The sequence below is a fragment of the Sphingobium xanthum genome (genome assembly GCF_019737615.1).
GTDB lineage: Bacteria > Pseudomonadota > Alphaproteobacteria > Sphingomonadales > Sphingomonadaceae > Sphingobium > Sphingobium xanthum.
Map to the genome: position 1 here is coordinate 145272 of NZ_JAHKKS010000004.1, position 23196 is coordinate 168467.

Genomic DNA, 23196 nt, shown 5'->3' on the forward strand with positions numbered 1-23196 from the left:
CCCAATCATGGCATGGGAAACTGCGCGGATCGCCTCAGAGCCTCCCGCGCCGTTCCTTCTCATCGTCCGAAAAACCGCAGAAATCCGGGCCGTTTCGCGACCCCGGCCAGACTTTGCCGAAATCACCATGGCGCATATGCACGACCTTGGAGAAGATAAGGGCCGTAAGTCTATGAAAAGGCACTAATCTGCCTTGATGCCATTGCCGGCAAAACCGGGTAAAAAGTCGCAGAAGAGGCCATTGCCACGAAGCGGACGATCAGGAAGCAGGCAAAAACTGTTCTTGCGCAGTCCGGGACTCGGGGCCGATAAGCCCCGGTCTTGCCGCACGAAAGACAAAGTGTCGCGCCTTACAGGAAAAGCTTGCTGCGTCCCCTCTGGCGCTGGGCTAGCAGCGCCACATACATGATGGCGGCCCGAGCGCGCCCACCGATCAAGCCCAGGACGACCAATGACTCGCACGCTGACCCATCTCGAACGTCTGGAAGCCGAGAGCATCCACATCATGCGCGAGGTGGTGGCCGAGGCGGAAAAGCCGGTCATGCTCTATTCGGTGGGCAAGGACAGCGCGGTGATGCTGCATCTCGCGCGCAAGGCCTTCTATCCCTCGCCGCCGCCCTTTCCGCTGCTCCATGTCGATACGACCTGGAAGTTCAAGGCGATGTACGAGCTGCGCGACCGGATGGCGAAGGAGAGCGGCATGGAACTGCTCGTCTACCAGAACCCGGAGGCCAAGGAACGCGGCATCAATCCGTTCGATCATGGCCCGCTGCACACGGACATGTGGAAGACGGAAGGGCTGAAGCAGGCGCTCAATCTGCATGGCTTCGACGTCGCCTTCGGCGGCGCGCGGCGCGACGAGGAGAAGAGCCGCGCCAAGGAGCGCATCTTCTCGTTCCGCACCGCCTCGCACGGCTGGGACCCCAAGAACCAGCGCCCGGAGCTCTGGAACCTCTACAATGCGAAGAAGGCGAAAGGCGAGAGCATCCGCTGCTTCCCGATCAGCAACTGGACCGAGCTCGACATCTGGCAATATATCCAGCTGAACGACGTCCCCATCGTCCCGCTCTATTTCTCGGCCCCGCGCCCGACCGTCGAGCGCGACGGGCTTCTCTTGATGGTCGACGATGAGCGTTTCCCGCTGCAGCCGGGCGAAGTGCCGGTCGAGCGCTCGATCCGCTTCCGCACGCTTGGTTGCTATCCGCTGACCGGCGCGGTCGAGAGCGAGGCCGCGACCTTGCCGGAGGTCATTCAGGAAATGCTCCTCACCACCACCAGCGAGCGTCAGGGCCGCGCGATCGACAAGGATGCCGGTGGCGCCGGCATGGAGAAGAAGAAGCAGGAGGGGTACTTCTGATGTCCGACATCGCCGAACCCGTCTACCAGACCGAAGCTCTCATCGCCGAGGATATCGACGCCTATCTGGAGCAGCATCAGCACAAGTCGATGCTCCGCTTCATCACCTGCGGCAGTGTCGATGACGGCAAATCCACGCTGATCGGACGCCTGTTGTACGACAGCAAGATGATCTTTGAGGATCAACTCGCGGCGCTGGAGGCGGACAGCAAGCGCGTCGGCACACAGGGGCAGGAAATCGACTTCGCGCTGCTGGTCGACGGCCTCGCCGCCGAGCGCGAGCAGGGAATCACGATCGACGTCGCCTATCGCTTCTTCACGACCGAGAAGCGCAAGTTCATCGTCGCCGACACGCCCGGCCACGAACAATATACCCGCAACATGGTGACCGGCGCCTCGACCGCCGATCTCGCCGTGATCCTGATCGACGCGCGCAAGGGCGTGCTGACCCAGACCCGCCGCCACAGCTATCTCGCCCAGCTCGTCGGCATCCGCCACATCGTGCTGGCCGTGAACAAGATGGACCTGGTCGATTATGATCAGGTGCTCTTCGATGCGATCGTGAAGGACTATGCCGAGTTCGCGCGGGGCATCGGCATCAAGAGCTTCGTGCCCATGCCCATCTCCGGCTTCAAGGGCGACAATATCACGGCGCTCTCGCCCAACACGCCCTGGTACAAGGGGCCGACCTTGATCGACTATCTGGAGACGGTCGAGGTCGACAACAGCGCCGCGCAGGCGAAGCCGTTCCGTCTGCCGGTGCAGTGGGTCAATCGCCCCAATCTCGACTTCCGCGGCTTTGCCGGCCTGATCGCCAGCGGCACCGTCAAGCCGGGCGATCAGATTCGCGTGCTGCCCTCGGGCAAGACCAGCACGGTCAGCCGCATCGTGACGCTCGATGGCGATCTTGACCAAGCGGTGGCCAGCCAGTCCGTGACGCTCTGCTTCGACGACGAGATCGATTGCTCGCGCGGCGACGTCATCGCGACCTCCGCCAGTCCGGCGCAGGTTGCCGATCAGTTCGAAGCGACGGTCGTCTGGATGTCGGACGAAGCGCTGAAGCCCGGTCGTGCCTATTGGCTGAAGATCGGTACGCAGACCGTCTCGGCAACCGTCCAGGCGCCCAAATACGAGATCAACGTCAACTCGCTGGAGCAGCTCGCGGCCAAGACCCTGGAGCTGAATGCCATCGGCGTCGCGGAGATCACGACCGACAAGCCGGTCGTGTTCGAGCCCTATGGCGACAATCGCACGCTGGGCGGATTCATCCTGATCGACAAGATCAGCAACTCGACGGTCGCTGCGGGCATGCTGCATTTCTCGCTGCGCCGCGCGCAGAATGTGCATTGGCAGGCGGTCGATATCGGTCGCGAGGCGCACGCCGCGCAAAAGGGCCAGCGTCCGGCGGTGCTGTGGTTCACCGGGCTTTCTGGCTCCGGCAAATCGACCATCGCCAACATCGTCGAGAAGAAGTTGTTCGCGCAGGGCCGCCATAGCTTCCTGCTCGACGGCGACAATATCCGCCACGGCCTCAACAAGGATCTCGGCTTCACCGAGGCCGACCGGATCGAGAATATCCGCCGCGTCGGCGAAGTGACGAAGCTGATGACCGATGCCGGCCTGATCGTCATCACAGCCTTCATCTCGCCGTTCCGGGCCGAGCGCGACATGGTGCGCGCGATGTTGCCGGATGGTGAGTTCATCGAGGTGTTCGTCGACACGCCGCTTGCAGAGGCAGAGAAGCGAGACGTGAAGGGTCTCTACAAGAAGGCGCGCGCCGGCGAGCTCAAGAACTTCACGGGCATCGACAGCCCCTATGAGGCGCCGGAACGGCCCGAGATCCGGATCGATACGACCAAGGTTACGCCGGAAGAGGCGGCCGATCTGATCGTCGAGCGCATCCTCGGCGTGTGGAGCCCCGATCTGTGACCGATGCCGAGCTTGCCGCGCAGCTCGCCGAGGCGGCGGGCAAGTTGCTTCTTGAGGTGCGCGCCTCGGGCGCATTTGAGGGCAAGGCGCTCGGCAAGATCGGTGACGAGATCGCCAACCAGTTCCTTGTGGCGGCACTGCAGGAACAGCGGCCGGACGATGGGCTGCTATCGGAGGAGCGCAAGGATACGAGCGACCGCCTTTCCAAATCCCGCGTCTGGATCGTCGATCCTGTCGACGGGACGCGCGAATATGGCGAAGCCCGGACGGACTGGGCGGTGCATGTCGCGCTGGCGATCAATGGCGTCGCGACCGTAGGCGCCGTCGCCTTGCCGGGGCTGGATCTGGTTCTGCGCTCCGATCAGCCCGAGACCGTTCCGCCGCCACCCGAAATGCTGCGCATGGTCGTCAGCCGCACGCGCCCTGCGGCCGAGGCGCTCTCCGTCGCCAACACGCTGTGCGCCGAGCTGGTGCTGATGGGTTCGGCCGGTGCCAAGGCGATGGCCGTCGTCCGGGGCGAGGCCGACATCTACCTGCATTCGGGCGGGCAATATGAGTGGGATAGCTGCGCGCCCGTCGCCGTCGCGCTCGCCCACGGCCTGCATTGCTCGCGCATTGACGGTTCGCCGCTGCTCTACAATCGCGAGAATGTCTATCTGCCGGACCTGCTGATCTGCCGTCCCGAGCATGCCGGGCGCGTGCTGGCGCTCGTCAAGGAAGCGGCGAACTGATCAACGGCGGATTGCCCGCCCTCGCGAACTTGCTGTAAGCCCACCATCGGGACGCCCCAGAAAGACGCATAGTCAGGGGGAGAGATGGGCAAGAATATCGTCATCCTGTTCGACGGGACATCCAACCAGATTTCCGAGAACCGCACGAATATCCTGCGACTTTATGGCGCGCTGGAGAAGAGCGAGCGCCAGCTTGTCTTTTACGATCCCGGCGTCGGCACGCTCGGTGTCGCCGACAGCTGGGGGCGCCTGTGGCCGCGCTGTGTCGAAATATGGGGCCTGGTGACCGGATGGGGCATGGATGGCAACGTCAAGCAGGCCTACCGCTTCCTCGTCGAGAATTATGAGCGTGGCGCAGGGGGTGGGGACCGTGACCGCATCTATCTCTTCGGTTTCAGCCGTGGCGCTTACACGGCCCGGGTGCTGGCGGGCCTGATCAACGCCGTGGGACTCATCGAGCCGCGCAACCTCAATCTGCTCGATTATGTCTATCGCGCCTACAAGCTCGTCGGCAGTCGCCAGCCGCCCGACAGCGACGCACCGCCGGCCGCCGCGGATTTTGCCGAAGTGCGGCTTTATGAGCGCGTGCTGCGTCCCGATCGCCCGCCGATCCGGTTGCTCGGGCTGTTCGACACGGTCGCGTCGGTGATCGAAAGCGGGCCATGGGGGCCGCGCCTGCGATCCCACGCTTACACGCGCCGTAATCCCAGCGTCGAGATGGTGCGCCACGCCGTCGCGATGGACGAACGGCGCACGATGTTCAGTCCGCAACTCTGGCCGGCGGGCGAGGACTATTGGGGCGGGCCGTTCAAGGGCATCGACCCCAGGCCGCAGGATGTGCGCGAGGTCTGGTTCGCGGGCGTGCATGGCGATGTCGGCGGCGGCTATCCGGAAGCGGAAAGCGGCCTCTGCAAGGTACCGCTTGCCTGGATGATCGAGCAGACCAGATCGACCGGGCTGCACTATGTCACGCAGACGGTGAACTCGGTCGTACTCGGCAAGCGCAAGGATACGCATTATGTCCCGCCCGCGCCGCTGGCCCAGCCGCACCGGTCGATGAAGGCCTTCTGGCCGCTCTGCGAGTTCCTTCCGCGCCGCCGTTCGCGCCTCTCGAAGCGCCGTGCGCTATGCGGGTGGACGCTGCCGCTATACGAGCGGCGCACGATTCCGCCGGGATCGGTCATTCACCGATCGGTGATCGCGCGGATTGTCGCCAGTGGAGCGAAGCCGGCCAATCTGCCGGACGAGCATGGCGTCGATCCCTGATCGGCACGCCTGAAGCTGGTGACCCCTACGGGAATCGAACCCGTGTTTCAGCCGTGAGAGGGCCGCGTCCTGACCGCTAGACGAAGGGGCCATAAGGCCGGCGGACGCATGGCGCCGCCGCGGTGAGAGGGCGCCTTTAGGGACGACGCCCCGCGCGGTCAAGGCCAATCATGCGAGCGCCATATCCTCGATGTGCAGCTCGGCGGCGGGTCGCGCGCCCCAATCGTCGATGCGGGCGCGGCCGGCGAGCCAGAAGCGGGCGGACCGATCCGCGCCGAGCAATGCCTGGCCGAGCGGTGTATCGACCTGCCGGAACGCCATGGCCTTTAGGGAGCGGCCATCCTCGCCGCTGACGATGGCGCGAACATGGCTGGTGCCGACGATATCCGCCTTCATCACGCGCACCGGCCCGAGCGCGACGCGCGGCGCTGGCCAGCCATTGCCGAACGGCCCGGCGCCTTCCATTTCGTTGACCAGATCCGGCGTCAGCCCGGCGGGCGCAACCAGCAGATCGATGAGCAGTGCTTGCGCGGCCGCAGCGCGCGCGACGTCTTCGCGCAGCCGGTCGTCGAGGAAATCGGCAAAGGCCGCGAGGCGGTCCCGCTCGATCGTCAGGCCCGCTGCCATAGCATGACCGCCGCCCGCGACGAGCAGGCCATGATCCTTGGCAGCGAGCACGGCCGCGCCGAGATCGACGCCGCCGATCGAGCGGCCCGATCCCTTGCCGATGCCGGCCTCGTCGAGCGCGATGACGATGGAGGGGAGGCCGGTCTTTTCCTTGATGCGGCCCGCCACGATGCCGATGACGCCGGGATGCCAGCCATCGCTGGAAACGAGAGCCACGGCCCGCCCGGTCTGCGTGGCGAGCAAGGCTTCGGCCTGTTCCTGCACGGTCGCCTCGATGGCGCGGCGCTCCTCGTTCAGGCGATCAAGTTCGCGGGCGAGGCTGGCGGCTTCCTCCGGATCGCAGGTGGTGAGCAGGCGCACGCCCAGATCCGAGCGGCCGACGCGCCCGCCGGCATTGATACGCGGGCCGAGTGCGAAACCGAGATCGGCGGCTTGCGGCGCGCGCTCCAGCCGGCTCGCGGCGAAGAGAGCGTTGAGGCCGATATTGCCGCGCCGGGCCATAGCCTTCAGGCCTTGGGCCACGAAGGCCCGATTGAGGCCGCGAATTTGCGCGACATCTGCGACGGTGCCAAGCGCGACGATGTCCAGCAGATCCATGAGGCGCGGCTCGGTCCGCTTGTCGAACCAGCCGCGCGCGCGCAGCGTGCGGATGAGCGCCGCGCCGAGCAGGAAGGCGACACCGACGGCAGCGAGATGGCCATGCGATGCGCCCTCGTCGCTTTCGTCCAGCCGGTTGGGATTGACCAGCGCGTGCGCGACGGGGAGGGCGGCGGCGCATTTGTGATGATCGACGACGATGACGTCCAGCCCGGCATCGCGTGCGGCCTCCAGCGCGGCAAACGCCTGCGCGCCGCAATCGACCGTGACGACGAGGCTGGAGCCTTGTCCGGCCAGCGCCACAAGTGCCTCGCCGGAGGGGCCATAGCCTTCCATCAGCCGGTCGGGGATATAATAGCCGGCCTCAAGTCCCAGATCGCGCAGCAGGCGGATGAGCAGGGCGGCGCTGGTCGCGCCGTCCACGTCATAATCGCCGAAGATTGTCACCGACTCGCGGTCGATAACGGCTGCGGCGAGCCGCTCGGCAGCACGGTCCATGTCGCGGAAGACCGACGGATCCGGCATGAACGCGCGGATCGTGGGCGTGCGCTCGCGTTCGAGGGCGTCGTGCGTGCAGCCGCGCGCGCGCAAAAGATCGTCGATCAGCGCCCCGGCACTGCCTGCCGGTTCAGGTCCACGCCAGCGCCAGGGGCGGCCGGTGAGCGAGCGGTCGATATCGAGGGCGAAGCGGGTCAAAGGGCCGCTCCGGGCAGTACGGATGCCTGCCAAAGGTTCTGAAGGTTATGGGGTACGCCGAAATCTCCGGAGCGGATCGGGCGACGCCGGTTTCGACGAATCCGGACCGGCAAGGAGAGTGGTGGGAGCATGGCAGCGGATGCTAGCATGACCAGCGCGTCGTAGGACAGGGCCGAAGCAGCCGGGGCGGCCTTGGCATTCGAATATAAAAAAGATATATGATCTATATACGAATCATATATGGAGTCCCTTGTGGGTATCTTGAACATCGAGGACGAGCTGCACGATACGGTGCGCAAGGCGAGCAAGGTGTCCTATCGCTCGATCAACGCACAGGCGGCCTACTGGATCAAGATCGGCATGCTGTGCGAGACCAATCCGACGCTGAGCTTCACCGAAATCATTGAGCGTGAGCTGAACGCGGCGGGCGTGTCGGCGCCACCATTGGCAGTGAACGAAGCGTGACGAAGCAGCCGGAAGAACTGGCGCTGATGGCCGAGGCCGGGCGTCTGCTGGCATCCGTGTTCGAGATGCTGGACCGGACGCAGCGTGTCGGCATGTCCACGCTGGACATCGATACGCTGGTCGAGCGGTTCATCGTCGAGAAGCTTCACGCGCGGCCCGCGAGCAAGGGCCAATATGGCTATGGCTTCGTTCTGAATTCATCCGTGAACGATGTCGTCTGTCACGGCGTGCCTTCGCAGTCCGACGTGCTGCGGGACGGCGACATCGTCAATCTCGACATCACGCTGGAGAAGAACGGGTTCATCGCGGATTCGAGCAAAACCTATCTGATCGGCGATGTGGCTCCGGCTGCGCGGCGTCTGGTTCAGACGACTTATGACGCGATGTGGATGGGGATCCGTGCTGTGCGCCCCGGTGCGCGGCTCGGCGATATTGGCTGGGCGATCGAGCGCCATGCCAAGCGCAACGGCTATTCGGTGGTCCGCGAATATTGCGGGCACGGCATCGGTCGTGAAATGCACGAAGCGCCGCAGATTCTGCACTTCGGCAAGCCGGGCACGGGTCTCGCATTGCGTGAAGGCATGGTCTTCACCATCGAGCCGATGCTCAATCGCGGCCGGCGCGGCGTGCGGACGCAGGACGATGGCTGGACGGTGGTTACCAGGGACGGATCGCTCTCTGCGCAATTCGAGCACACGGTGGCCGTGACGGCGTCCGGCGTCTCGGTGCTGACCCTGCGCTCCGAGGAGCGGGACATGATCGGCAAGATGAGGATCGCGGCCTGAGACGCGCCATCCGGGCCAGCGTCACTTCGATCCTGTCTGTGTGTTCCTGCATCGCGAGGTCGCGAAGGTCGTCACTGCAAGGCATTTCTTCGGCCGATCGCCGCGCCGCCCCACTTGTATTCATCGGGCGAAGCATTAGCTGGCGACCATGGCATCCATCCTTTCGGTCCGCGGCGTTTCCAAGCGCTATGCAAGCGGACATCAGGCCCTTGGCGAGATCGATCTGGACGTTGAGGAGGGCGAGATTTTCGCGCTGCTCGGGCCGAACGGCGCGGGCAAGACGACGCTCATCTCGATCATCTGCGGCATCGTGAATGCGTCCGGCGGGACGGTGACGGTCGACGGGCACGATATCATCAGGGGGTATCGGCATACGCGCTCGACCATCGGGCTGGTGCCGCAGGAGCTGGCGACGGACATGTTCGAGCGGGTGATCGACACGGTCTCGCTCAGCCGCGGCCTGTTCGGCAAGCCACGCAACGACGCCTATATCGAGAAGATCCTGCGCGACCTCTCGCTCTGGGACAAGCGCGCCGCCAAGGTGCAGGAGCTGTCCGGCGGCATGAAGCGGCGCGTGATGATCGCCAAGGCGCTCAGTCACGAACCCAAGCTGCTGTTCCTCGATGAGCCGACGGCGGGCGTGGATGTCGAGCTGCGGCGCGACATGTGGGCGCTGGTGCGCCAGCTGCGCGACAATGGCGCGACGATCATCCTGACGACGCACTATATCGAGGAAGCCGAGGACATGGCCGACCGGATCGGCGTCATTTCCAAGGGCGAGCTGGTGCTGGTCGAAGAGAAGCATGCGCTGATGAAGAAGCTCGGCCGCAAGGTGCTGCATGTGCGCCTGAGCGAAGCGATGAGCGCAGTGCCGGCAGGGCTGGCGGACTGGAAGCTCGCATTGCGCGACGAGGGGCATGAACTCGAATATGAGTTCGACACCCATGCCGAGGACACGGGCGTCTCGGCGTTGCTGGCGCGGCTCGGGGAACTGGGCATCGGCTACAAGGATCTCAACACCGAGGAAAGCTCGCTGGAGGATATCTTCGTGAGCCTCGTCCATGCGCCCAAGTCGACGGCGAAGGGAGAGGCGGCATGAGCTTCAATGTCCATGCCATCAAGGCGATCTACAAGTTCGAGCTGCACCGGTTCGGCCGGACCTTGATGACCAGCCTGTTCGTGCCGGCGATCACGACCTCGCTCTATTTCATCGTGTTCGGCAGCGCGATCGGATCGCGCATGACCGAGGTCGACGGCATTCCTTATGGCGCGTTCATCGTGCCGGGTCTCATCATGCTGTCCATGTTTACGGAGAGCATCTCCAATGCGAGCTTCGGCATCTACATGCCCAAGTTCACAGGGACGATCTACGAGCTGCATTCGGCGCCCGTCTCGCCGCTGGAGAGCGTGATCGCGTTCGTCGGGGCGGCGGCGACCAAATCGATGTTCATCGGGTTGCTGATTCTGGCCACGGCGCATCTGTTCGTGGACATGCCGATCGCGCATCCGATTGCGATGATCGGCTTCATGCTGCTGATCGCGATCAGCTTCTGCCTGTTCGGCTTCATTCTCGGCATCTGGGCGCAGAGCTTCGAGCAACTTTCGGTCATCCCGATGCTGATCGTGACCCCGATGACTTTCCTGGGCGGCGCTTTCTACTCGGTTCACATGCTGCCCGAGCCGTGGAAGACGATCACCCTGTTCAATCCGGTGGTCTATCTGATCAGCGGGTTCCGCTGGACCTTCTTCGGTAAGGGCGACGTTGCCATGGGCATCTCGCTGACGTTCGTTGCGGGTATGCTGGCGGTCTGCCTCACCGTCGTCTGGTGGATGTTCAAGACAGGCTACCGGCTCAAGAAATAGGCCGGCTCAGCGCAAAATCCAGCCGAGCGTGAGTGCGGACACGGCCAACGACAGATAGAGCGGGGCGGCTGCGCGCAGGCCGCCATGGCCCGCCGCGATTACATGCGCCATGCCGGCCTTGACGAGCGTGTTGGCAAGGACGGGAATGGCGAGAATGAGGCCGGCCTCGCGATCGCCCAGCGCGTCGGCAGGCAGGCCGGCGAGCGTCAGGACTGCCGCGTCGACATCGGTCATGCCGGTGATGCCCAGGACGACGGCGATGCCGCTGCTTCCGAACCGCTCCAGAGACCAGCGCGCGACGAGCGAAAGGATGGCGACGAGGCCTGCCAGCAGCAGTGCGGGCCCGAAACCGAGCGGATTGCCGAGCGGCAACGGCGTGGAACTCTGACTGCCGCGCCGCCACGCGAGCGTTGCCAGGGCGAGCGCGACGAGTGTGGCGGGCGCGAGCACCAGGACGAGCGAGGGCAGAGCGCGCGGCACCAGCGCCAGGGCCAGCACCTGCACGCGGACGAACATCACGATCGAGGCCAGCGCGATGCCGGCAGCGAGCGCGCCGCGCGCTTCCGGTTCGCTGCGCAGCCGCCGCGCATATTCGGCGGTCACAGCTGTCGAAGAGACGATTGCACCGGTCAGGGCCACGAAGAGAATCCCCCGCTGCCCGCCGAATCGCCGCGCGGCTGCGTAGCCGATGAAGGAGAGGCCGAGCACGAAGACCACCACCATCCACAGGCGACGGGGATTCCAGGCGTCATAGGGGCCGAGCTGCACGTCGGGCAGGATCGGGAGAATGACGAGAGCGACCAGCGCGAAGCGAGCGATCGCCTCGATCTCCGCGTCATTGATACCCTTGAGCATCATGTGCATCGACTGGCGCGCGCTGAGCAGGGCAAAGGCTGCGCCCGCGGCCGCGAGCGCAACGCCCGGCGACAGGCGGACGGCGGCGAGACCGATCCCGAAAGTCAGGATGCCGGCGACGCAGTTCGTGGCGGAAAGTCGGTCCTCATCCGTGCCGCGCGCATAGCCGATCAGCAGGGCGGCAATGACTCCTGCGCCAAGCACGGCGGCAACGGCATCGGCCGCAAGACCGGCAAGGCCGCCGGCCAGGCCGATCAGCCCGAACGTGCGAAAGCCGGCAACCCGGCGCCCGGCTTCCAGCGTCCGCTGGGCATAGCCGCGCTGGACGCCGACCAGCAATCCGGAAGCCAGCGACGTCAGCAGGCCAAGATAGGGGGCGGGGAACTCCATGGCCCCCCTATACAGGCCCGTGGCGCGGTCGCCACATCCCTTGCATGCGCTTCAGGGCCGCATCCAGCCGGCCCCTCTGGCGATCACTTCACCCGATGCTCGCCCTTCACCCAGCGGACCGTGCCCGAAGAGGCGCGCATCACGACGCTCTCGGTGGTCATCTTGCCGTCGCGCCGCACCTTGACGCCCGCGAGCAGCGAGCCGTCGGTGACGCCGGTCGCGGCGAAGATGCAGTCGCCCTTGGCGAGGTCTTCCAGCACGTAGATACGATCGAGATCCTCGATGCCCCATTTGCGGGCGCGGGCCTTCTCATCATCGTTGCGGAACAGGAGCTTGCCGTTGAACTGTCCGCCGACGCAGCGCAGCGCGGCACAGGCCAGAACACCTTCGGGTGCGCCGCCCGAGCCCATATACATGTCGATGGTCGTGTCAGGATTGGTGGTGGCGATCACGCCGGCCACGTCGCCGTCGCCGATGAGGACCACGCCGCAGCCGATGCCGCGCAGCTCCGCGATGAGCTTCTCATGGCGCGGGCGGTCCAGCACGCAGACAACGATGTCGGACGGGGCGACGCCCTTGGCCTTGGCGACGGCCTCGACATTCTGCGTCGGCGTCTTGGCGAGATCGATGATGCCCGGCGGATAGCCCGGGCCGACCGCGAGCTTCTCCATGTAGACGTCGGGCGCATTGAGGAGATTGCCTTCCTCGGCGGCCGCGAGCACGGCGAGGGCGTTCGGGCCGGCCTTGGCGGTAATGGTCGTGCCTTCCAGCGGATCGAGGGCGATGTCGATCTTCGGCCCCTTGCCGGGCGCGCCGCCGACCTTCTCGCCGATGAAGAGCATCGGGGCTTCGTCGCGCTCACCTTCGCCGATCACGACTGTGCCATCCATGTAGAGGCCATCGAACGCCTTGCGCATCGCTTCCACAGCTGCGGCGTCGGCCGCCTTCTCGTCGCCGCGACCGACCAGCTTGGACGCCGCGATGGCGGCCGCTTCGGTCACGCGCACCATCTCGAGCACGAGAACGCGATCGAGAATGTTGCTTGCTTCGACGGAATTCGACTTCCCCATCCCACTAAATCCTCTGGCTGTTGCGGGGCTTCCGATAGGCGAGCTTTGTTGCAATGTCGATAATGCGTATCGCGTGTAGCAAAGCGTCGGTCGCATGCCGGGCTCGTGTTGGGGTGCGGCTCAATCCAGGATATGCATCACCATTGGCGCACCGAGCAGGCTGTCCGATCCGCCGAGCCGCTTCAAAACGTCCTCGATGCAGGACAGCGCGCCGGCATGAGTGACGATCGCGACCAGCACGCCGCCGTCTTCCGTCTGCGCGCGCTGGATGACGCTCTCGATCGAGACGCCGGCATCGCGCATCGCGGCGGTGATTTCCGCCAGCACACCGGGACGGTCCTGGACGAGGAAGCGCAGATAGGCGCGGCCGATGCGCGCACCTGCATCCGCCTTCACCTGACGCTGGAGCCACTCGGCGGGCATGGCGAAGGCCGGGCCATATTCGTCCCGCGCGACATCGATGACGTCGGCCACGACAGCCGAAGCAGTCGGTCCTTCGCCCGCGCCGGCACCCTGGAAAAAGAGGCGGCCGACGAAATTGCCTTCGGCCACGACGGCGTTCAGCGCGCCATCGACATGGGCGAGCGGATGATCCAGCGGCACGAGCATCGGATGGACGCGCTGGAACAGGCCGACATTCTCGCCGCCTTCCGCTTCGCACTCGGCCATGCCGACAAGGCGAATCTTGTAGCCGAGCGTTGCCGCCTCGCGAATATCGGCCGCCATGACGTGACGGATGCCTGTGATATCGACTTCCGGAAAGTCGATCTCGGTGCCGAAGGCGAGGCTGGCCAGAATGGAGAGCTTATGCGCCGCATCGATGCCGTCGATGTCGAAAGTCGGGTCGGCCTCGGCATATCCTTTGGCCTGCGCGTCATCGAGCACGTCCTGGAAGGCGCTGCCGTCCTTCTCCATGGTCGAGAGGATGAAATTGCAGGTGCCATTGAGGATTCCATAGACGCGCATGATCCGATTCGCGGCGGCGCCTTCCCGAAGTCCCTTGATGACCGGAACGCCACCCGCGACCGCTGCTTCATATTTGAGCGCCACGCCGGTTCGCTCCGCCTCGCGGGCGAGATCGAGGCCATGATGCGCGATCATGGCCTTGTTGGCCGTGACGAACGGCTTGCCGCGCCCGAGACACTGGCGTGCGAGGGTAAGGGCGGGGCCGTCCGATCCGCCGATCAGCTCGACGACGGCATCGATGTCTTCGCGCGCGGCGAGCGATGACATGTCATCGACCCATTCATAAGGCGACAGGTCGATGCCGCGATCCTTGTTGCGGTCCCGCGCGGAAATGGCGACGACCTCGATAGGCCGACCGGCGCGGCGCGCGACGAGTTCGCGATTGACCTCCAGCAGCCGAATGACGCCGGCGCCCACGGTTCCAAGTCCGACAATGGCCAGGCGGAGCGGGGCGGTCTCGGTCATTATACTCTCTATCCTTCTGAACGGGCGCGAGCCTTGACGAACAGGCGCGCGCGACGGCGCCGCTCATAGAGAGTTTTCGCGGCGGTTGGAAACCCGGACGACGCAGTTGCCATCCGGCCCTATCAGATGACCGGTTTCGCGGCCCGGTCGCAGGGTGCCAGGGCCTGGCGGAAGGCGAGATAGTCGCGCGTCGCCGCCTGCGCGTCGGCTTGCTCGACGCCACGCAGGGCGCGGGGCGGCAGGCTTTGGGGCAGGCTGCACGCGAGACGATACCAGAGCATCGTTTCGGGCTCGGGAATGGAGGCGGCATCATCGACGATCTCGCCGAGCGAGGCGCTGAAGCGCGGCTGCTCGTCCGGCCGCCGGATGACGGAGAGCGAAATCGGTGTGCCGTCGGCGGTGTCGAGGAAGATTTGCGTCTCGCTTTCCCCCCGGATCGCGCCGGCAACGTGGAATGCGGAGCTGATGCCCGTGATGGCCGGTGGAAGATTGCTGGCGATCGCATCCTTGAGCACGCGGCGCGTGAGTGCCTCATTGGCGGGCGACCAGTCGACCGCCGCGCTGCTCGATGTCAGCTGAAGCTGCGCGACGTTGCTGCCGCTCTTGCCGAACAGGATCAGGGTACGCCCCTTGAGGCCGGGCTTTTTCGCCTTGGCGGTCGGGCCGTCAATAAGGAAGGCAACCTTGCGGGCAATGACGGAGTCGCCGCGAATCAATCCGATGCTTTCGGCCTCCACATAGAATCGACTTTGACCCGGCAAGAGGCCCGGCGCGCGCTCGGGCGGCAGCACGGCGAGCGACTTCACCTTGACCGTCGCGATCGTCTGCGAGGCCAGGATCAGGTCGGCAAGCCGGGCATAGCTGATGCTCGGCGCTGCGGGGGGAGGCGGTGACTCCGCAGCGTGTGCAACTGCGGAAAAACTTGAGATTCCGTAAAGAAACAATGCCGCCGCGAGAAAGCCCCGCGACTGCTTGCGATTCTCAGATTCGTTGATCTCATCCGTCATATTATCGTTTCTCCAGGTGCCCCCCGGTAGCCAACAACATAGTGCGTAGCACCTACGATTGCATTCCCAACAAAGCGTTTGCCTCGCGCCATTTGGCGCGATAGGACGAGTCCCGAAAACAGAGCCCGAGCGATCGAGGTCGCGCGGACGGCGTAGCCATGATGCTGTAACGTCGTTCCGCCATCCTTGGATCACCATTGCTGCATTGAGCTAAGGAGTGTCGTTGCTGAATGGCCTATGCTGACCACTCGCAATCGTCCAGTCGGACGGTTTCTATCATTATCGTGGCGCTCATTCACGCGGTCCTCGGCTATGCGTTCGTGACGGGTCTTGGCATTAAATATGTCAAGAAGGCTGCAGAGCAGCTGAACGTCATCGACGTCGCCGAAGAGCCGCCGCCGCCAGAGGAAGAGCCACCGCCGCCGCCGCCGCCGCCGCCGGACATGCCTCCGCCGCCGCCGCCGCCGCCTTCGGCTCCGCCACCGATGATTTCGCTGCCGTCTAACGCGCCGGTCCTCGCGCCGCCGCCGCCGCCGGCTCCGCCTCCGTCTGCACCGCCCGCGCCGCCGGCTCCGCCGCCGCCGCCCGTGGTCAGCAAGGCCGCCGGTGCGCGCGGTAATCCGAACAGCTGGATCACGAACGACGACTATCCGTCGCGTGCGCTTCGTGACGAGGCTCAGGGTACCGTGGCCATCGCGTGGGAAATCAACACGCAAGGTCGTGTCGAGAATTGCCGCGTGACGCAATCGAGCGGCAACTCGGATCTCGATGAAGCCGCGTGCAGCCTCATTGTTCGCCGTGGCCGTTACACGCCCGCGCTCGATCAGGCCGGCAACCCGATGCGTTCGACAGACCGTCGTCGCGTGGTGTGGCGTCTGCCCGAGTAATCGCAGCTTTTTCGGCCGCTCCGGACTGGGGCCAGGGGCGGCCTTTTTACTGACTGGTTTGAAGAGGAAACAATCGAATGTTCATTCAACTTTCCGCAGCCGCCGCGCCGGCCGCATCCAGCAACCCTTACGGCCTGATGGAAGCCCTCGAGCAGGGCGGTGTCATTGCCTGGACGGTGTTCATCATCCTGGTCGGCATGTCGGTCTTCTCGTTCTTCATCCTCTTCTCGAAGCTCATCGAGCAGCAGAAGGTCATCGGCCAGGCCAAGAAGGTCCGTGCCAGCTTCTGGCGCAGCAATTCGCTCAAGGAAGGCTCGGCCAAGCTTGAGAAGAACAGCGCCTACAAGCAGCTGGTCGACGACGGCATTCTGGCTCAGGAGCAGCATGCCAAGCTGACCAACCCGGTCGAAGCGCATGACTGGCTGCATGCCTCGCTCGCCCGCTCGGAAGCCTCGATCAACTCGAAGCTCAACGGTGGCCTGGCCTTCCTCGCGACCGTCGGCGCTACTTCGCCGTTCATCGGTCTGTTCGGTACGGTTATCGGCATCTACCGCGCTCTGATCAAGATCGGCGCGTCGGGTCAGGCATCGATCGACGCCGTCGCCGGCCCGGTCGGTGAAGCTCTCATCATGACCGCCCTGGGTCTGGCCGTGGCCGTTCCCGCAGTGCTTGCCTACAACTGGCTGCAGCGCCGCAACAAGTCGATCGCCGAAGACCTCAGCGCGTTCAACAACGATCTGCTCGGCTACATGGTCTCGAACGGCGCTGTCCGTCCGACCGTGACTGCCGCTCCGGCCGCTCCGGCTCCCAAGCCGGCTGCCGCCAAGGCCTGATCGCACACGGGATTGCGCGGCGCGGGCTTTCGGCCCGGCCGCGCCGTCCATGACGGATTTGCACGGGGCTTCGGCCTAGATGTAGGATTTTGACCGATGGCAATGAGTTCTGGGGGTGGTGGCGATGACACCCCGATGTCGGACATCAACACGACGCCTCTCGTGGACGTCATGCTGGTGCTTCTCATCATCTTCCTGATCGCGGTTCCGGTCGTGATCCAGACGGTTGACGTGAGGCTCCCGCAGATCGCCTTTGAACCCACGACCACCAAGCCCGAGAATGTTTCGCTGACCGTGCGCGCGGTGGATGGCCAGTGCGAAGTCTACTGGAACATGACCAAGGTCGATGCGAGCGGTCTGCTCAATCGCGCCGTGGAAAAGCTCAAGAAGGACATCGAGAAGGCCGGCGGCGTCGAGAACATGGATCCGGACGATCTGCCCGAGGCTCATATTCGCGCGGATGTCGATACGCCTTACCGGTGCATCGGTGGCACCATCTTCACGATGCAGCGTGCCGGCTATCCGAAGGTCGGGTTCATTTCCGAGCCTGCGCCGGGTTCGATCCAAGTCCGTCGCCTCTGACGCCCAGAATTTAGGAGACCAGTCCCATGGCCATGAGTGGCGGCAAAGACGATGGCGAGCCCATGATGGAGATGAACACGACGCCGTTGATCGACGTCATGCTCGTTCTTCTCATCATGTTCATCATCACCATTCCGATTCAGACCCACGCCGTGAAGATCGACCTGCCTCAGAACACGAACGTGCCTGAGAATGCGATCGATCCCGTCAAGAATCGCCTGACCATCGATCCCGCCGGGATCATCTACTGGAACGGCATGCCGGTCGATCGTGTCCGTCTGCGCCAGTATCTGGAGCAGACCGTACAGATGACGCCGGAGCCCGAACTGCAGTTCGAGCCGGATCAGTCGGCGCGCTATGTGGTGGTCGATGACGTGCTCGCGATCATCAAGCGGGCGAAAGTAACCAAGCTGGGTTTCGTCGGAAACGAACGCTACGGCGGCGTGTTCTAAGATCCGTCGGCGGGCTGATCCCACCGGGCCGGCCCGCCCGACAACCAGTCAGTCTTGCAAGGGGGCTTCGGCCCCTTTTTTTCGTGTCCTGCCGCAGCCTTATGCGCGCCGAAGCGTGCCAAGATGGGGCACGATCAGCGCCGCGTCGTTAGGACTTTGGTAATGTTCGGAAGCCTAATTTCGGCCGTCAGCGATCAGGGTCGAGATGAGCGCGCTTCCGGAAAAAATTGAACAGCACACGTCCAGATTGCACAATCGCCAGACTGTGCTCATCGGGGTGCGCGTCCGGCGCAAGGGCGAGAGCTGGTTCAAGAGCCGCATCACCGACATGTCGCTGGGCGGTTTCCGGCTGCTGAGCTTCGTCAAGCTCAAGATCGGCATGGAGGTCTGGGTGATGTTCCCGGGTTTTGAGGGCCGCAAGGCGCATGTGGTCTGGACTGCCAATCATGAAGCAGGCTGCGAATTCGAGAGCCCGCTGCACCCAGCCATTTTCGATCACATCGTCCGCATGTCGGATCCGCTCGCGCGCGGATAAGGTGCGGGTCAAGGCGTCAGACCTTCCTGCGACGGCGCTACTTGTGGAGATGTCAGGCCGATCGAGCCGCCTGTGTCCAGGCGCGGTGCGCCTTGCTTCGATGGCTGATTGGGGGTGGAAAGCTGACATTAACGACCACGCCTGAGGGCAGCGCGAACTCCCACAACGTAGAAGACAGCGAATACAACGAGACTAACGACGACGGTCCAGCGCTTTTCCTGCACGCATGTTCTTAAATCAGTGTCAGTCTGTTCCAACCCGCAGTCGCCCCCCACTAACCAACTGAGCAACAGCACGAGGAATAGCGAGATGGCCCAGTAGGCAGCTGATCCAAGCGCCCAAGCAATGCATATAGCAACAGGCTTCATGCCGAAGCCTTAAACTAATTAGCGATATCCGCAAAGTCGTCGGGTCCGGACGGGTCGCCTTTGCTGAGCTACTGACCCTAGTGGGTCTCCGCGAACTGCAGCGACGCGAGCCTGGCATAGAGGCCGCCCCGGGTCGTGAGTTCCGCATGCGTGCCGATCTCGACGATGCGGCCCTCGTCCATGACGACGATGCGATCGGCCGCGCGAACGGTCGCGAGCCGGTGCGCGATCACGATGGTCGTGCGGTCCTTCATGAGAACGGACAGCGCGTCCTGCACCAGTCGCTCGGACTCGGCGTCGAGCGCGGAAGTCGCCTCGTCGAGCAGGAGGAGCGGGGCGTCCTTGAGGAGCGCGCGCGCAATAGCGACGCGCTGACGCTGCCCGCCCGAGAGGCGTGCGCCGCCTTCACCGAGCTCGGTGTCGATGCCCTGTGGCAGACTGCGGAGGAAATCCTCGGCATGGGCCGCGCGGGCGGCAACCATAAGGGCCTCGTCGCTTGCGTCCCAATGGCCGTAGCGCAGATTGTCGCGCGCGCTGGCGGCGAAGATCACGGCTTCCTGCGGCACCAGCGCGATCATGCCGCGGATCGCCGCGGTGTCGGCCTCGCGCAGATCGACGCCGTTCAGCAGGATACGGCCTTCGCCCGGGTCGTAGAAGCGCTCCGCGAGCTGGAGCAGCGTCGATTTGCCTGCGCCGGAAGGGCCGACGATCGCGACGGTCTCGCCGGGCGAGACGTCCAGCGAGAAGTCGGCGAGCGCCAGCGTGTCAGGGCGCGTGGGATAACGGAACGAGACCTGCTCGAAAACCAGCCTCGCCTCGTGCGCGGCGGGGATCGGGACAGGATCGGCAGGCGGGCGGATCGCCGGCACGGCGGCGGTCAATTCGCTGAGCCGACCGGCCGCGCCCGCACCGCGCAGCAGATCGCCATAGACTTCGGTCAGCGCGCCGAATGCGCCGGCGACGAGGCCGCCGGTAATCACGAACGCAGCGATGCTGCCGCCAGACATACGGCCCGAGGCGACGTCGAGCGCCCCTTGCCACATGATCATGGTGATCGAACCGAAGATGACCAGAATGACGAAAGCCGTCATGCCCGCGCGCACGAGAATGCGCCGACGTGCCGTGCGGAAACCGTCCTCGACGGCCTGGCCGAACCGCTCCGCCTCGCGGCGCTCCTGCGTGAAGGCCTGCACGATCTTCATCGCGCCCAGTATCTCGGTGGTGATGCTGCCGACTGCCGCCAGGCGATCCTGGCTCGTGCGCGACAGGTTGCGCAGCCGCCGCCCGATCAGCACGACCGGGCCGAGCACGATCGGAATGCCGAACAGCAGCATGGCCGTCAGGCGCGGCGCCAGCGTGAAGAGATAGATAACGCCGCCGACGCCGGTCAGCACGTTGCGCAGCGCCACGGAAACAGTCGAGCCCACCACCTGTTCGATGACGGCCGTGTCCGCGGTCATGCGCGATGCGATCTCGGAGGGGCGATTATGCTCGAAAAAGGCCGGCTCCATCCGCAGCAGGTTGCGCTGCGCCGCGATCCGCATATCGGCCACGACCCGTTCGCCGAGCCAGGACACGAAATAGAAGCGCAGCGCGGTGGCGACGGCGAGAATCAGTACGATGAGCAGCAGATAGTTGAACCAGCGACCCATATCCTCGCCGGCGCCCGCGCCGGTGGCGAAGCCGCGGTCGATCACCAGCTTGAATCCGCTCGGAATGGCAAGCGTCGCGGCCGAGGCCATCATCAGGGCCAGTGCCGCGCCGATCAGTCGCCCGGGATAGTGAAGCGCGCGCGCCCATATGAGCCGCAAATTGCCCAGATCGGCCGATTTGCGGTCTGTTTCATCGGTGGATTTTCCGGAGCGGGAGGCCATCGGCGCGCCCTAGACCAACTTTGCAGTCTTTGGGAGCGCTTTTGCATCTGCGCATGTTCTGCGCCCGTGGCATAGCGCGGGACGGAAGATTCTTAACACCCCGCCTGCTAAACCTGCTTTATTGCATCGCAACACCGAATCCGTAGACCTATATGAAACGGGCATCAGGCAAGGATACGCATGCTTTACAACGCTTATGAAATCCAGCGCAGCTTGCTCGCGAGCGCCAGTGCCGTCGCCACGGCAAGCGTGGAATTTCTGCAGAATCCGGCCAATCCATTCGCCTATTTTGGTGGTGGACCGATGATGGCCTCGGCGCTCGATGTGTTCGCGCATGCAGCAGCGCCGCGCGGCAAGCCAGCCTTTGACCTGCCGACAACCGAGATTGACGGCGAGACCGTGACGGTTCACGAGACGATCGAAGCGCGCAAGTCCTTCGGCCAACTCAAGCATTTCGTGCGCAAGGGGCATGAGACGGGGGCGCCCAAGCTGCTCATCGTCGCGCCGATGTCCGGCCACTTCGCGACGCTGCTGCGCGGCACGGTCGCGCGGCTGCTGCCGGGGCACGACATCTACATCACCGACTGGCGCGATGCCCGCAACGTGCCGCTCTCGCAGGGCACGTTCGATCTGGACGACTATGTCGATTATCTGGTGGACTGGCTCGCTCATATCGGCCCCGGCGCGCATATGCTGGCCGTCTGCCAGCCCTCGGTCCCCTGTCTTGCCGCCGCGAGCCTGATGTCGGCCTCGAAGCATCCCTGCCGCCCGCGCACGCTCACCATGATGGGCGGACCGATCGACACGCGCCAGGGGCCGACTGCGGTCAACGAGCTCGCCATGGACCGGCCGCTCAGCTGGTTCCGGCAGAATGTCGTCGTCACCGTGCCGTTCAGCTATGCGGGCGCAGGGCGGAAGGTCTATCCCGGCTTCATGCAGCTTGCCGGTTTCATGACCATGAACCTCGGCAATCACCTCATGAGCCACTGGCAGATGTTCAAGCATCTGGTGAAAGGCGACGAGGACAGCGCCGACGCGACCAAGCGCTTCTACGAGGAATATCGTTCGGTCTGCGACATGACGGCGGAATTCTACCTCCAGACCGTCAACGAGGTGTTCAAGAAGCACAGCCTGCCCAAGGGTGAGTTCCTGCACCGGGGCATGCCGGTGAACACAGCGGATATTACCGATATCGGCCTGCTCGCTGTCGAAGGCGAGAATGACGATATTTCAGGCATCGGCCAGACCGAGGCCGCCCTGCACATCACGCCCGACCTGCCTGACGCCTACAAGCAATATTATCTCGCCAAGGATGTCGGCCATTATGGCATTTTCAACGGCTCCAAATGGCGTAACCGGATCGCGCCGGTGGTCGAGGCATGGATCGCCCAGCACGACGATCTGCCGCGCGGGTGAACGGAGCCGCCGCATGACGCCCGCTCTGGCGACCGGCACGGCGCGATTGCACCGGGTCGTCGTGGAGCGTTTCGATGTCGCGGGAGCATTCACGATCAGCCGGGGCGCCAAGCGGCATGTCGATGTCGTGCTGTGCGAAGTGACGGACGGCGTGCATGTCGGGCGGGGCGAGGGCACGCCGATCTATTATCATGGCGAGACGGCGGAAGGCTGCGCGGCGGCGATTGCCGAGATTGGCGGACAGGGCGGGGCGTTGACGCGCGAGGAACTGCGCGGGGCCATGCCACCCGGTGCCGCCCGCAACGCGCTCGATTGTGCGCTCTGGGATATGGAGGCACAGCGCACCGGCCGGCCCGTCTGGGATCTGGCTGGCCTCGTTCGCCCAGAACCGGTGCGCACGGCCTACACCATCAGCCTGGGTGAGCCAGAATCCATGGCGGAAGCGACACGGGCTGCGTGGGGCAGCGGCTTCACGCTGCTCAAGTGCAAGCTGACCGGCGAGGGGGATCGCATGCGCATTGTGGCGATCCGTCGCGCCGCGCCCGATGCCGATCTGGTGGTGGATGCGAACGAAAGCTGGGCCGGGCTTGATCTGGGCGCAGAATCCGCGGCTCTGGCCGATCTGGGTGTCTCTCTGATCGAGCAGCCGCTCCCGGCCGGGGCGGACGAGGCGCTGGCTCGCCTGGCGCCCGCGTTGCCGATCTGCGCCGACGAAAGCTGCCAGAGCCTTGCGGATCTGGACGGTTTGCGCGGCTATCAGGCCATCAACATCAAGCTGGACAAGGCCGGCGGACTGACCGAGGCCCTTGCGATGGCCCATGCGGCACGGTCGATGGGGCTGCGGATCATGGTCGGCTGCATGCTGGCGAGCTCGCTCGGCATCGCGCCGGCTGTGCTGCTCGCGCAGTTCGCTGACTGGGTCGATCTGGACGGCGCGCTGTTGCTGGCAAGCGATCGCGACCAATCGTTGCATGTTGTCGATGGATTGCTTCATCCCGGTACTTTGTGGGGCGAGCCGCGAAATAATCAGGGTTTATCGGCTTGACTAATATTGTCCCAATCGGTCACTCGCTGTTGTGCCGGTCCCGCGGGCGAGACTTTGGTCACTTGACCACGAACTGAGGAGGTGTTGCGTGCGATTTGCACGAATTCTCGCACTGTTGCTCGCAGCGGCGACCTTG

General features: G+C 64.6%; 21 protein-coding genes and 1 tRNA gene. 15 read left to right on the forward strand and 7 right to left on the reverse strand.

Annotated features, from left to right (window positions below; genetic code table 11):
* Nucleotides 1–451 precede the first annotated feature (451 nt).
* The 4 genes from cysD (at nt 452) to KM135_RS09110 (ending at nt 5282) form a co-directional block, all read left to right on the forward strand.
* Nucleotides 452–1357, forward strand: coding sequence for a sulfate adenylyltransferase subunit CysD (gene cysD, locus KM135_RS09095; protein WP_221713687.1), 906 nt, complete (start codon nt 452–454; stop codon nt 1355–1357).
* Nucleotides 1357–3285, forward strand: coding sequence for a sulfate adenylyltransferase subunit CysN (gene cysN / locus KM135_RS09100; RefSeq protein ID WP_221713688.1), 1929 nt, complete (start codon nt 1357–1359; stop codon nt 3283–3285). The genes cysD and cysN overlap by 1 nt, the downstream gene beginning before the upstream one ends.
* Entirely contained in the window at nt 3282–4016 is a 735-nt protein-coding gene (locus KM135_RS09105) for a 3'(2'),5'-bisphosphate nucleotidase CysQ (protein ID WP_221713689.1), read from the forward strand. The genes cysN and KM135_RS09105 overlap by 4 nt, the downstream gene beginning before the upstream one ends.
* A gap of 84 nt (nt 4017–4100) precedes the next feature.
* Complete coding sequence (locus KM135_RS09110) at nt 4101–5282, forward strand: T6SS phospholipase effector Tle1-like catalytic domain-containing protein (protein WP_221713690.1); 1182 nt, start codon at nt 4101–4103, stop codon at nt 5280–5282.
* 16 nt (nt 5283–5298) lie between these two features.
* Here the strand turns inward: KM135_RS09110 and KM135_RS09115 are convergent.
* Together KM135_RS09115 and recJ are read right to left on the reverse strand one after the other, a co-directional pair.
* Nucleotides 5299–5373: transfer RNA gene (locus tag KM135_RS09115), tRNA-Glu, on the reverse strand.
* Nucleotides 5374–5450: 77 nt separating this feature from the next.
* The gene (gene recJ, locus KM135_RS09120) at nt 5451–7202 is read right to left on the reverse strand and encodes a single-stranded-DNA-specific exonuclease RecJ (RefSeq protein ID WP_221713691.1); all 1752 of its coding nucleotides are present in this window, start codon (nt 7200–7202) and stop codon (nt 5451–5453) included.
* A gap of 252 nt (nt 7203–7454) precedes the next feature.
* Between recJ and KM135_RS09125 the strand changes: the two genes are divergently transcribed.
* From KM135_RS09125 to KM135_RS09140, 4 genes are all read left to right on the forward strand, one after another.
* Nucleotides 7455–7667, forward strand: coding sequence for a ParD-like family protein (locus KM135_RS09125; RefSeq protein ID WP_221713692.1), 213 nt, complete (start codon nt 7455–7457; stop codon nt 7665–7667).
* Entirely contained in the window at nt 7664–8452 is a 789-nt protein-coding gene (gene map, locus KM135_RS09130; protein ID WP_221713693.1) for a type I methionyl aminopeptidase, read from the forward strand. Before KM135_RS09125 ends, map begins: the two co-directional genes overlap by 4 nt.
* Before the next feature lie 148 nt (nt 8453–8600).
* On the forward strand, nt 8601–9551 hold the full coding sequence (locus KM135_RS09135; protein WP_221713694.1) for an ABC transporter ATP-binding protein: 951 nt from the start codon (nt 8601–8603) through the stop codon (nt 9549–9551).
* Entirely contained in the window at nt 9548–10315 is a 768-nt protein-coding gene (locus KM135_RS09140) for an ABC transporter permease (protein ID WP_221713695.1), read from the forward strand. Before KM135_RS09135 ends, KM135_RS09140 begins: the two co-directional genes overlap by 4 nt.
* Nucleotides 10316–10321: 6 nt before the next feature.
* On the opposite strand, the gene KM135_RS09145 is transcribed toward KM135_RS09140, so the two are convergent.
* The 4 genes from KM135_RS09145 to KM135_RS09160 form a co-directional block, all read right to left on the reverse strand.
* Nucleotides 10322–11560, reverse strand: a complete 1239-nt coding sequence (locus tag KM135_RS09145; RefSeq protein ID WP_221713696.1) for an MgtC/SapB family protein — start codon at nt 11558–11560, stop codon at nt 10322–10324.
* An 83-nt stretch (nt 11561–11643) separates the two neighbouring features.
* A complete protein-coding gene (glpX, locus tag KM135_RS09150; RefSeq protein WP_221713697.1) occupies nt 11644–12630 on the reverse strand; it encodes a class II fructose-bisphosphatase in 987 nt (328 codons plus the stop codon).
* Between the two features lie 120 nt (nt 12631–12750).
* Nucleotides 12751–14061, reverse strand: coding sequence for a homoserine dehydrogenase (locus KM135_RS09155; RefSeq protein ID WP_221713698.1), 1311 nt, complete (start codon nt 14059–14061; stop codon nt 12751–12753).
* A 122-nt stretch (nt 14062–14183) separates the two neighbouring features.
* Complete coding sequence (locus tag KM135_RS09160; RefSeq protein WP_221713699.1) at nt 14184–15068, reverse strand: hypothetical protein; 885 nt, start codon at nt 15066–15068, stop codon at nt 14184–14186.
* A gap of 230 nt (nt 15069–15298) precedes the next feature.
* On the opposite strand from KM135_RS09160, the gene KM135_RS09165 reads away from it, so the two are divergent.
* The 5 genes from KM135_RS09165 to KM135_RS09185 all read left to right on the forward strand — a co-directional run bounded on the left by KM135_RS09165 (nt 15299) and on the right by KM135_RS09185 (nt 18357).
* A complete protein-coding gene (locus tag KM135_RS09165) occupies nt 15299–15955 on the forward strand; it encodes an energy transducer TonB (RefSeq protein WP_221713700.1) in 657 nt (218 codons plus the stop codon).
* A gap of 77 nt (nt 15956–16032) precedes the next feature.
* Entirely contained in the window at nt 16033–16788 is a 756-nt protein-coding gene (locus KM135_RS09170; RefSeq protein WP_221713701.1) for a MotA/TolQ/ExbB proton channel family protein, read from the forward strand.
* A 96-nt stretch (nt 16789–16884) separates the two neighbouring features.
* A complete protein-coding gene (locus KM135_RS09175) occupies nt 16885–17370 on the forward strand; it encodes an ExbD/TolR family protein (protein WP_221713702.1) in 486 nt (161 codons plus the stop codon).
* A gap of 26 nt (nt 17371–17396) precedes the next feature.
* Nucleotides 17397–17822: an ExbD/TolR family protein gene (locus KM135_RS09180; protein ID WP_221713703.1), complete on the forward strand. Its 426-nt coding sequence runs from the start codon at nt 17397–17399 to the stop codon at nt 17820–17822.
* A gap of 205 nt (nt 17823–18027) precedes the next feature.
* Entirely contained in the window at nt 18028–18357 is a 330-nt protein-coding gene (locus KM135_RS09185; RefSeq protein WP_221713704.1) for a PilZ domain-containing protein, read from the forward strand.
* A gap of 445 nt (nt 18358–18802) precedes the next feature.
* Here KM135_RS09185 and KM135_RS09190 read toward each other — a convergent pair whose 3' ends face one another.
* The gene (locus KM135_RS09190; protein WP_221713705.1) at nt 18803–20599 is read right to left on the reverse strand and encodes an ABC transporter transmembrane domain-containing protein; all 1797 of its coding nucleotides are present in this window, start codon (nt 20597–20599) and stop codon (nt 18803–18805) included.
* 180 nt (nt 20600–20779) lie between these two features.
* Between KM135_RS09190 and KM135_RS09195 the strand changes: the two genes are divergently transcribed.
* The gene (locus KM135_RS09195) at nt 20780–22015 is read left to right on the forward strand and encodes a polyhydroxyalkanoate depolymerase (protein ID WP_221713706.1); all 1236 of its coding nucleotides are present in this window, start codon (nt 20780–20782) and stop codon (nt 22013–22015) included.
* Between the two features lie 13 nt (nt 22016–22028).
* Nucleotides 22029–23060: an N-acetyl-D-Glu racemase DgcA gene (gene dgcA / locus KM135_RS09200; RefSeq protein WP_221713707.1), complete on the forward strand. Its 1032-nt coding sequence runs from the start codon at nt 22029–22031 to the stop codon at nt 23058–23060.
* The last annotated feature ends 136 nt before the right edge of the window (nt 23061–23196 follow it).

What these genes read in the sequence shown, in the direction of transcription:
- KM135_RS09195 (WP_221713706.1), top strand. Translation starts at nt 20,780, where the DNA reads ATGCTTTACAACGCTTATGAAATCCAGCGCAGCTTGCTCGCGAGCGCC.
- KM135_RS09170 (WP_221713701.1), top strand. Translation starts at nt 16,033, where the DNA reads ATGTTCATTCAACTTTCCGCAGCCGCCGCGCCGGCCGCATCCAGCAAC.
- KM135_RS09155 (WP_221713698.1), bottom strand. Translation starts at nt 14,061, where the DNA reads ATGACCGAGACCGCCCCGCTCCGCCTGGCCATTGTCGGACTTGGAACC.
- KM135_RS09160 (WP_221713699.1), bottom strand. Translation starts at nt 15,068, where the DNA reads ATGACGGATGAGATCAACGAATCTGAGAATCGCAAGCAGTCGCGGGGC.
- cysN (WP_221713688.1), top strand. Translation starts at nt 1,357, where the DNA reads ATGTCCGACATCGCCGAACCCGTCTACCAGACCGAAGCTCTCATCGCC.
- dgcA (WP_221713707.1), top strand. Translation starts at nt 22,029, where the DNA reads ATGACGCCCGCTCTGGCGACCGGCACGGCGCGATTGCACCGGGTCGTC.
- KM135_RS09175 (WP_221713702.1), top strand. Translation starts at nt 16,885, where the DNA reads ATGGCAATGAGTTCTGGGGGTGGTGGCGATGACACCCCGATGTCGGAC.
- KM135_RS09165 (WP_221713700.1), top strand. Translation starts at nt 15,299, where the DNA reads ATGGCCTATGCTGACCACTCGCAATCGTCCAGTCGGACGGTTTCTATC.
- KM135_RS09185 (WP_221713704.1), top strand. Translation starts at nt 18,028, where the DNA reads ATGAGCGCGCTTCCGGAAAAAATTGAACAGCACACGTCCAGATTGCAC.
- KM135_RS09135 (WP_221713694.1), top strand. Translation starts at nt 8,601, where the DNA reads ATGGCATCCATCCTTTCGGTCCGCGGCGTTTCCAAGCGCTATGCAAGC.
- glpX (WP_221713697.1), bottom strand. Translation starts at nt 12,630, where the DNA reads ATGGGGAAGTCGAATTCCGTCGAAGCAAGCAACATTCTCGATCGCGTT.
- KM135_RS09190 (WP_221713705.1), bottom strand. Translation starts at nt 20,599, where the DNA reads ATGGCCTCCCGCTCCGGAAAATCCACCGATGAAACAGACCGCAAATCG.
- KM135_RS09180 (WP_221713703.1), top strand. Translation starts at nt 17,397, where the DNA reads ATGGCCATGAGTGGCGGCAAAGACGATGGCGAGCCCATGATGGAGATG.
- KM135_RS09140 (WP_221713695.1), top strand. Translation starts at nt 9,548, where the DNA reads ATGAGCTTCAATGTCCATGCCATCAAGGCGATCTACAAGTTCGAGCTG.
- KM135_RS09110 (WP_221713690.1), top strand. Translation starts at nt 4,101, where the DNA reads ATGGGCAAGAATATCGTCATCCTGTTCGACGGGACATCCAACCAGATT.
- cysD (WP_221713687.1), top strand. Translation starts at nt 452, where the DNA reads ATGACTCGCACGCTGACCCATCTCGAACGTCTGGAAGCCGAGAGCATC.
- KM135_RS09145 (WP_221713696.1), bottom strand. Translation starts at nt 11,560, where the DNA reads ATGGAGTTCCCCGCCCCCTATCTTGGCCTGCTGACGTCGCTGGCTTCC.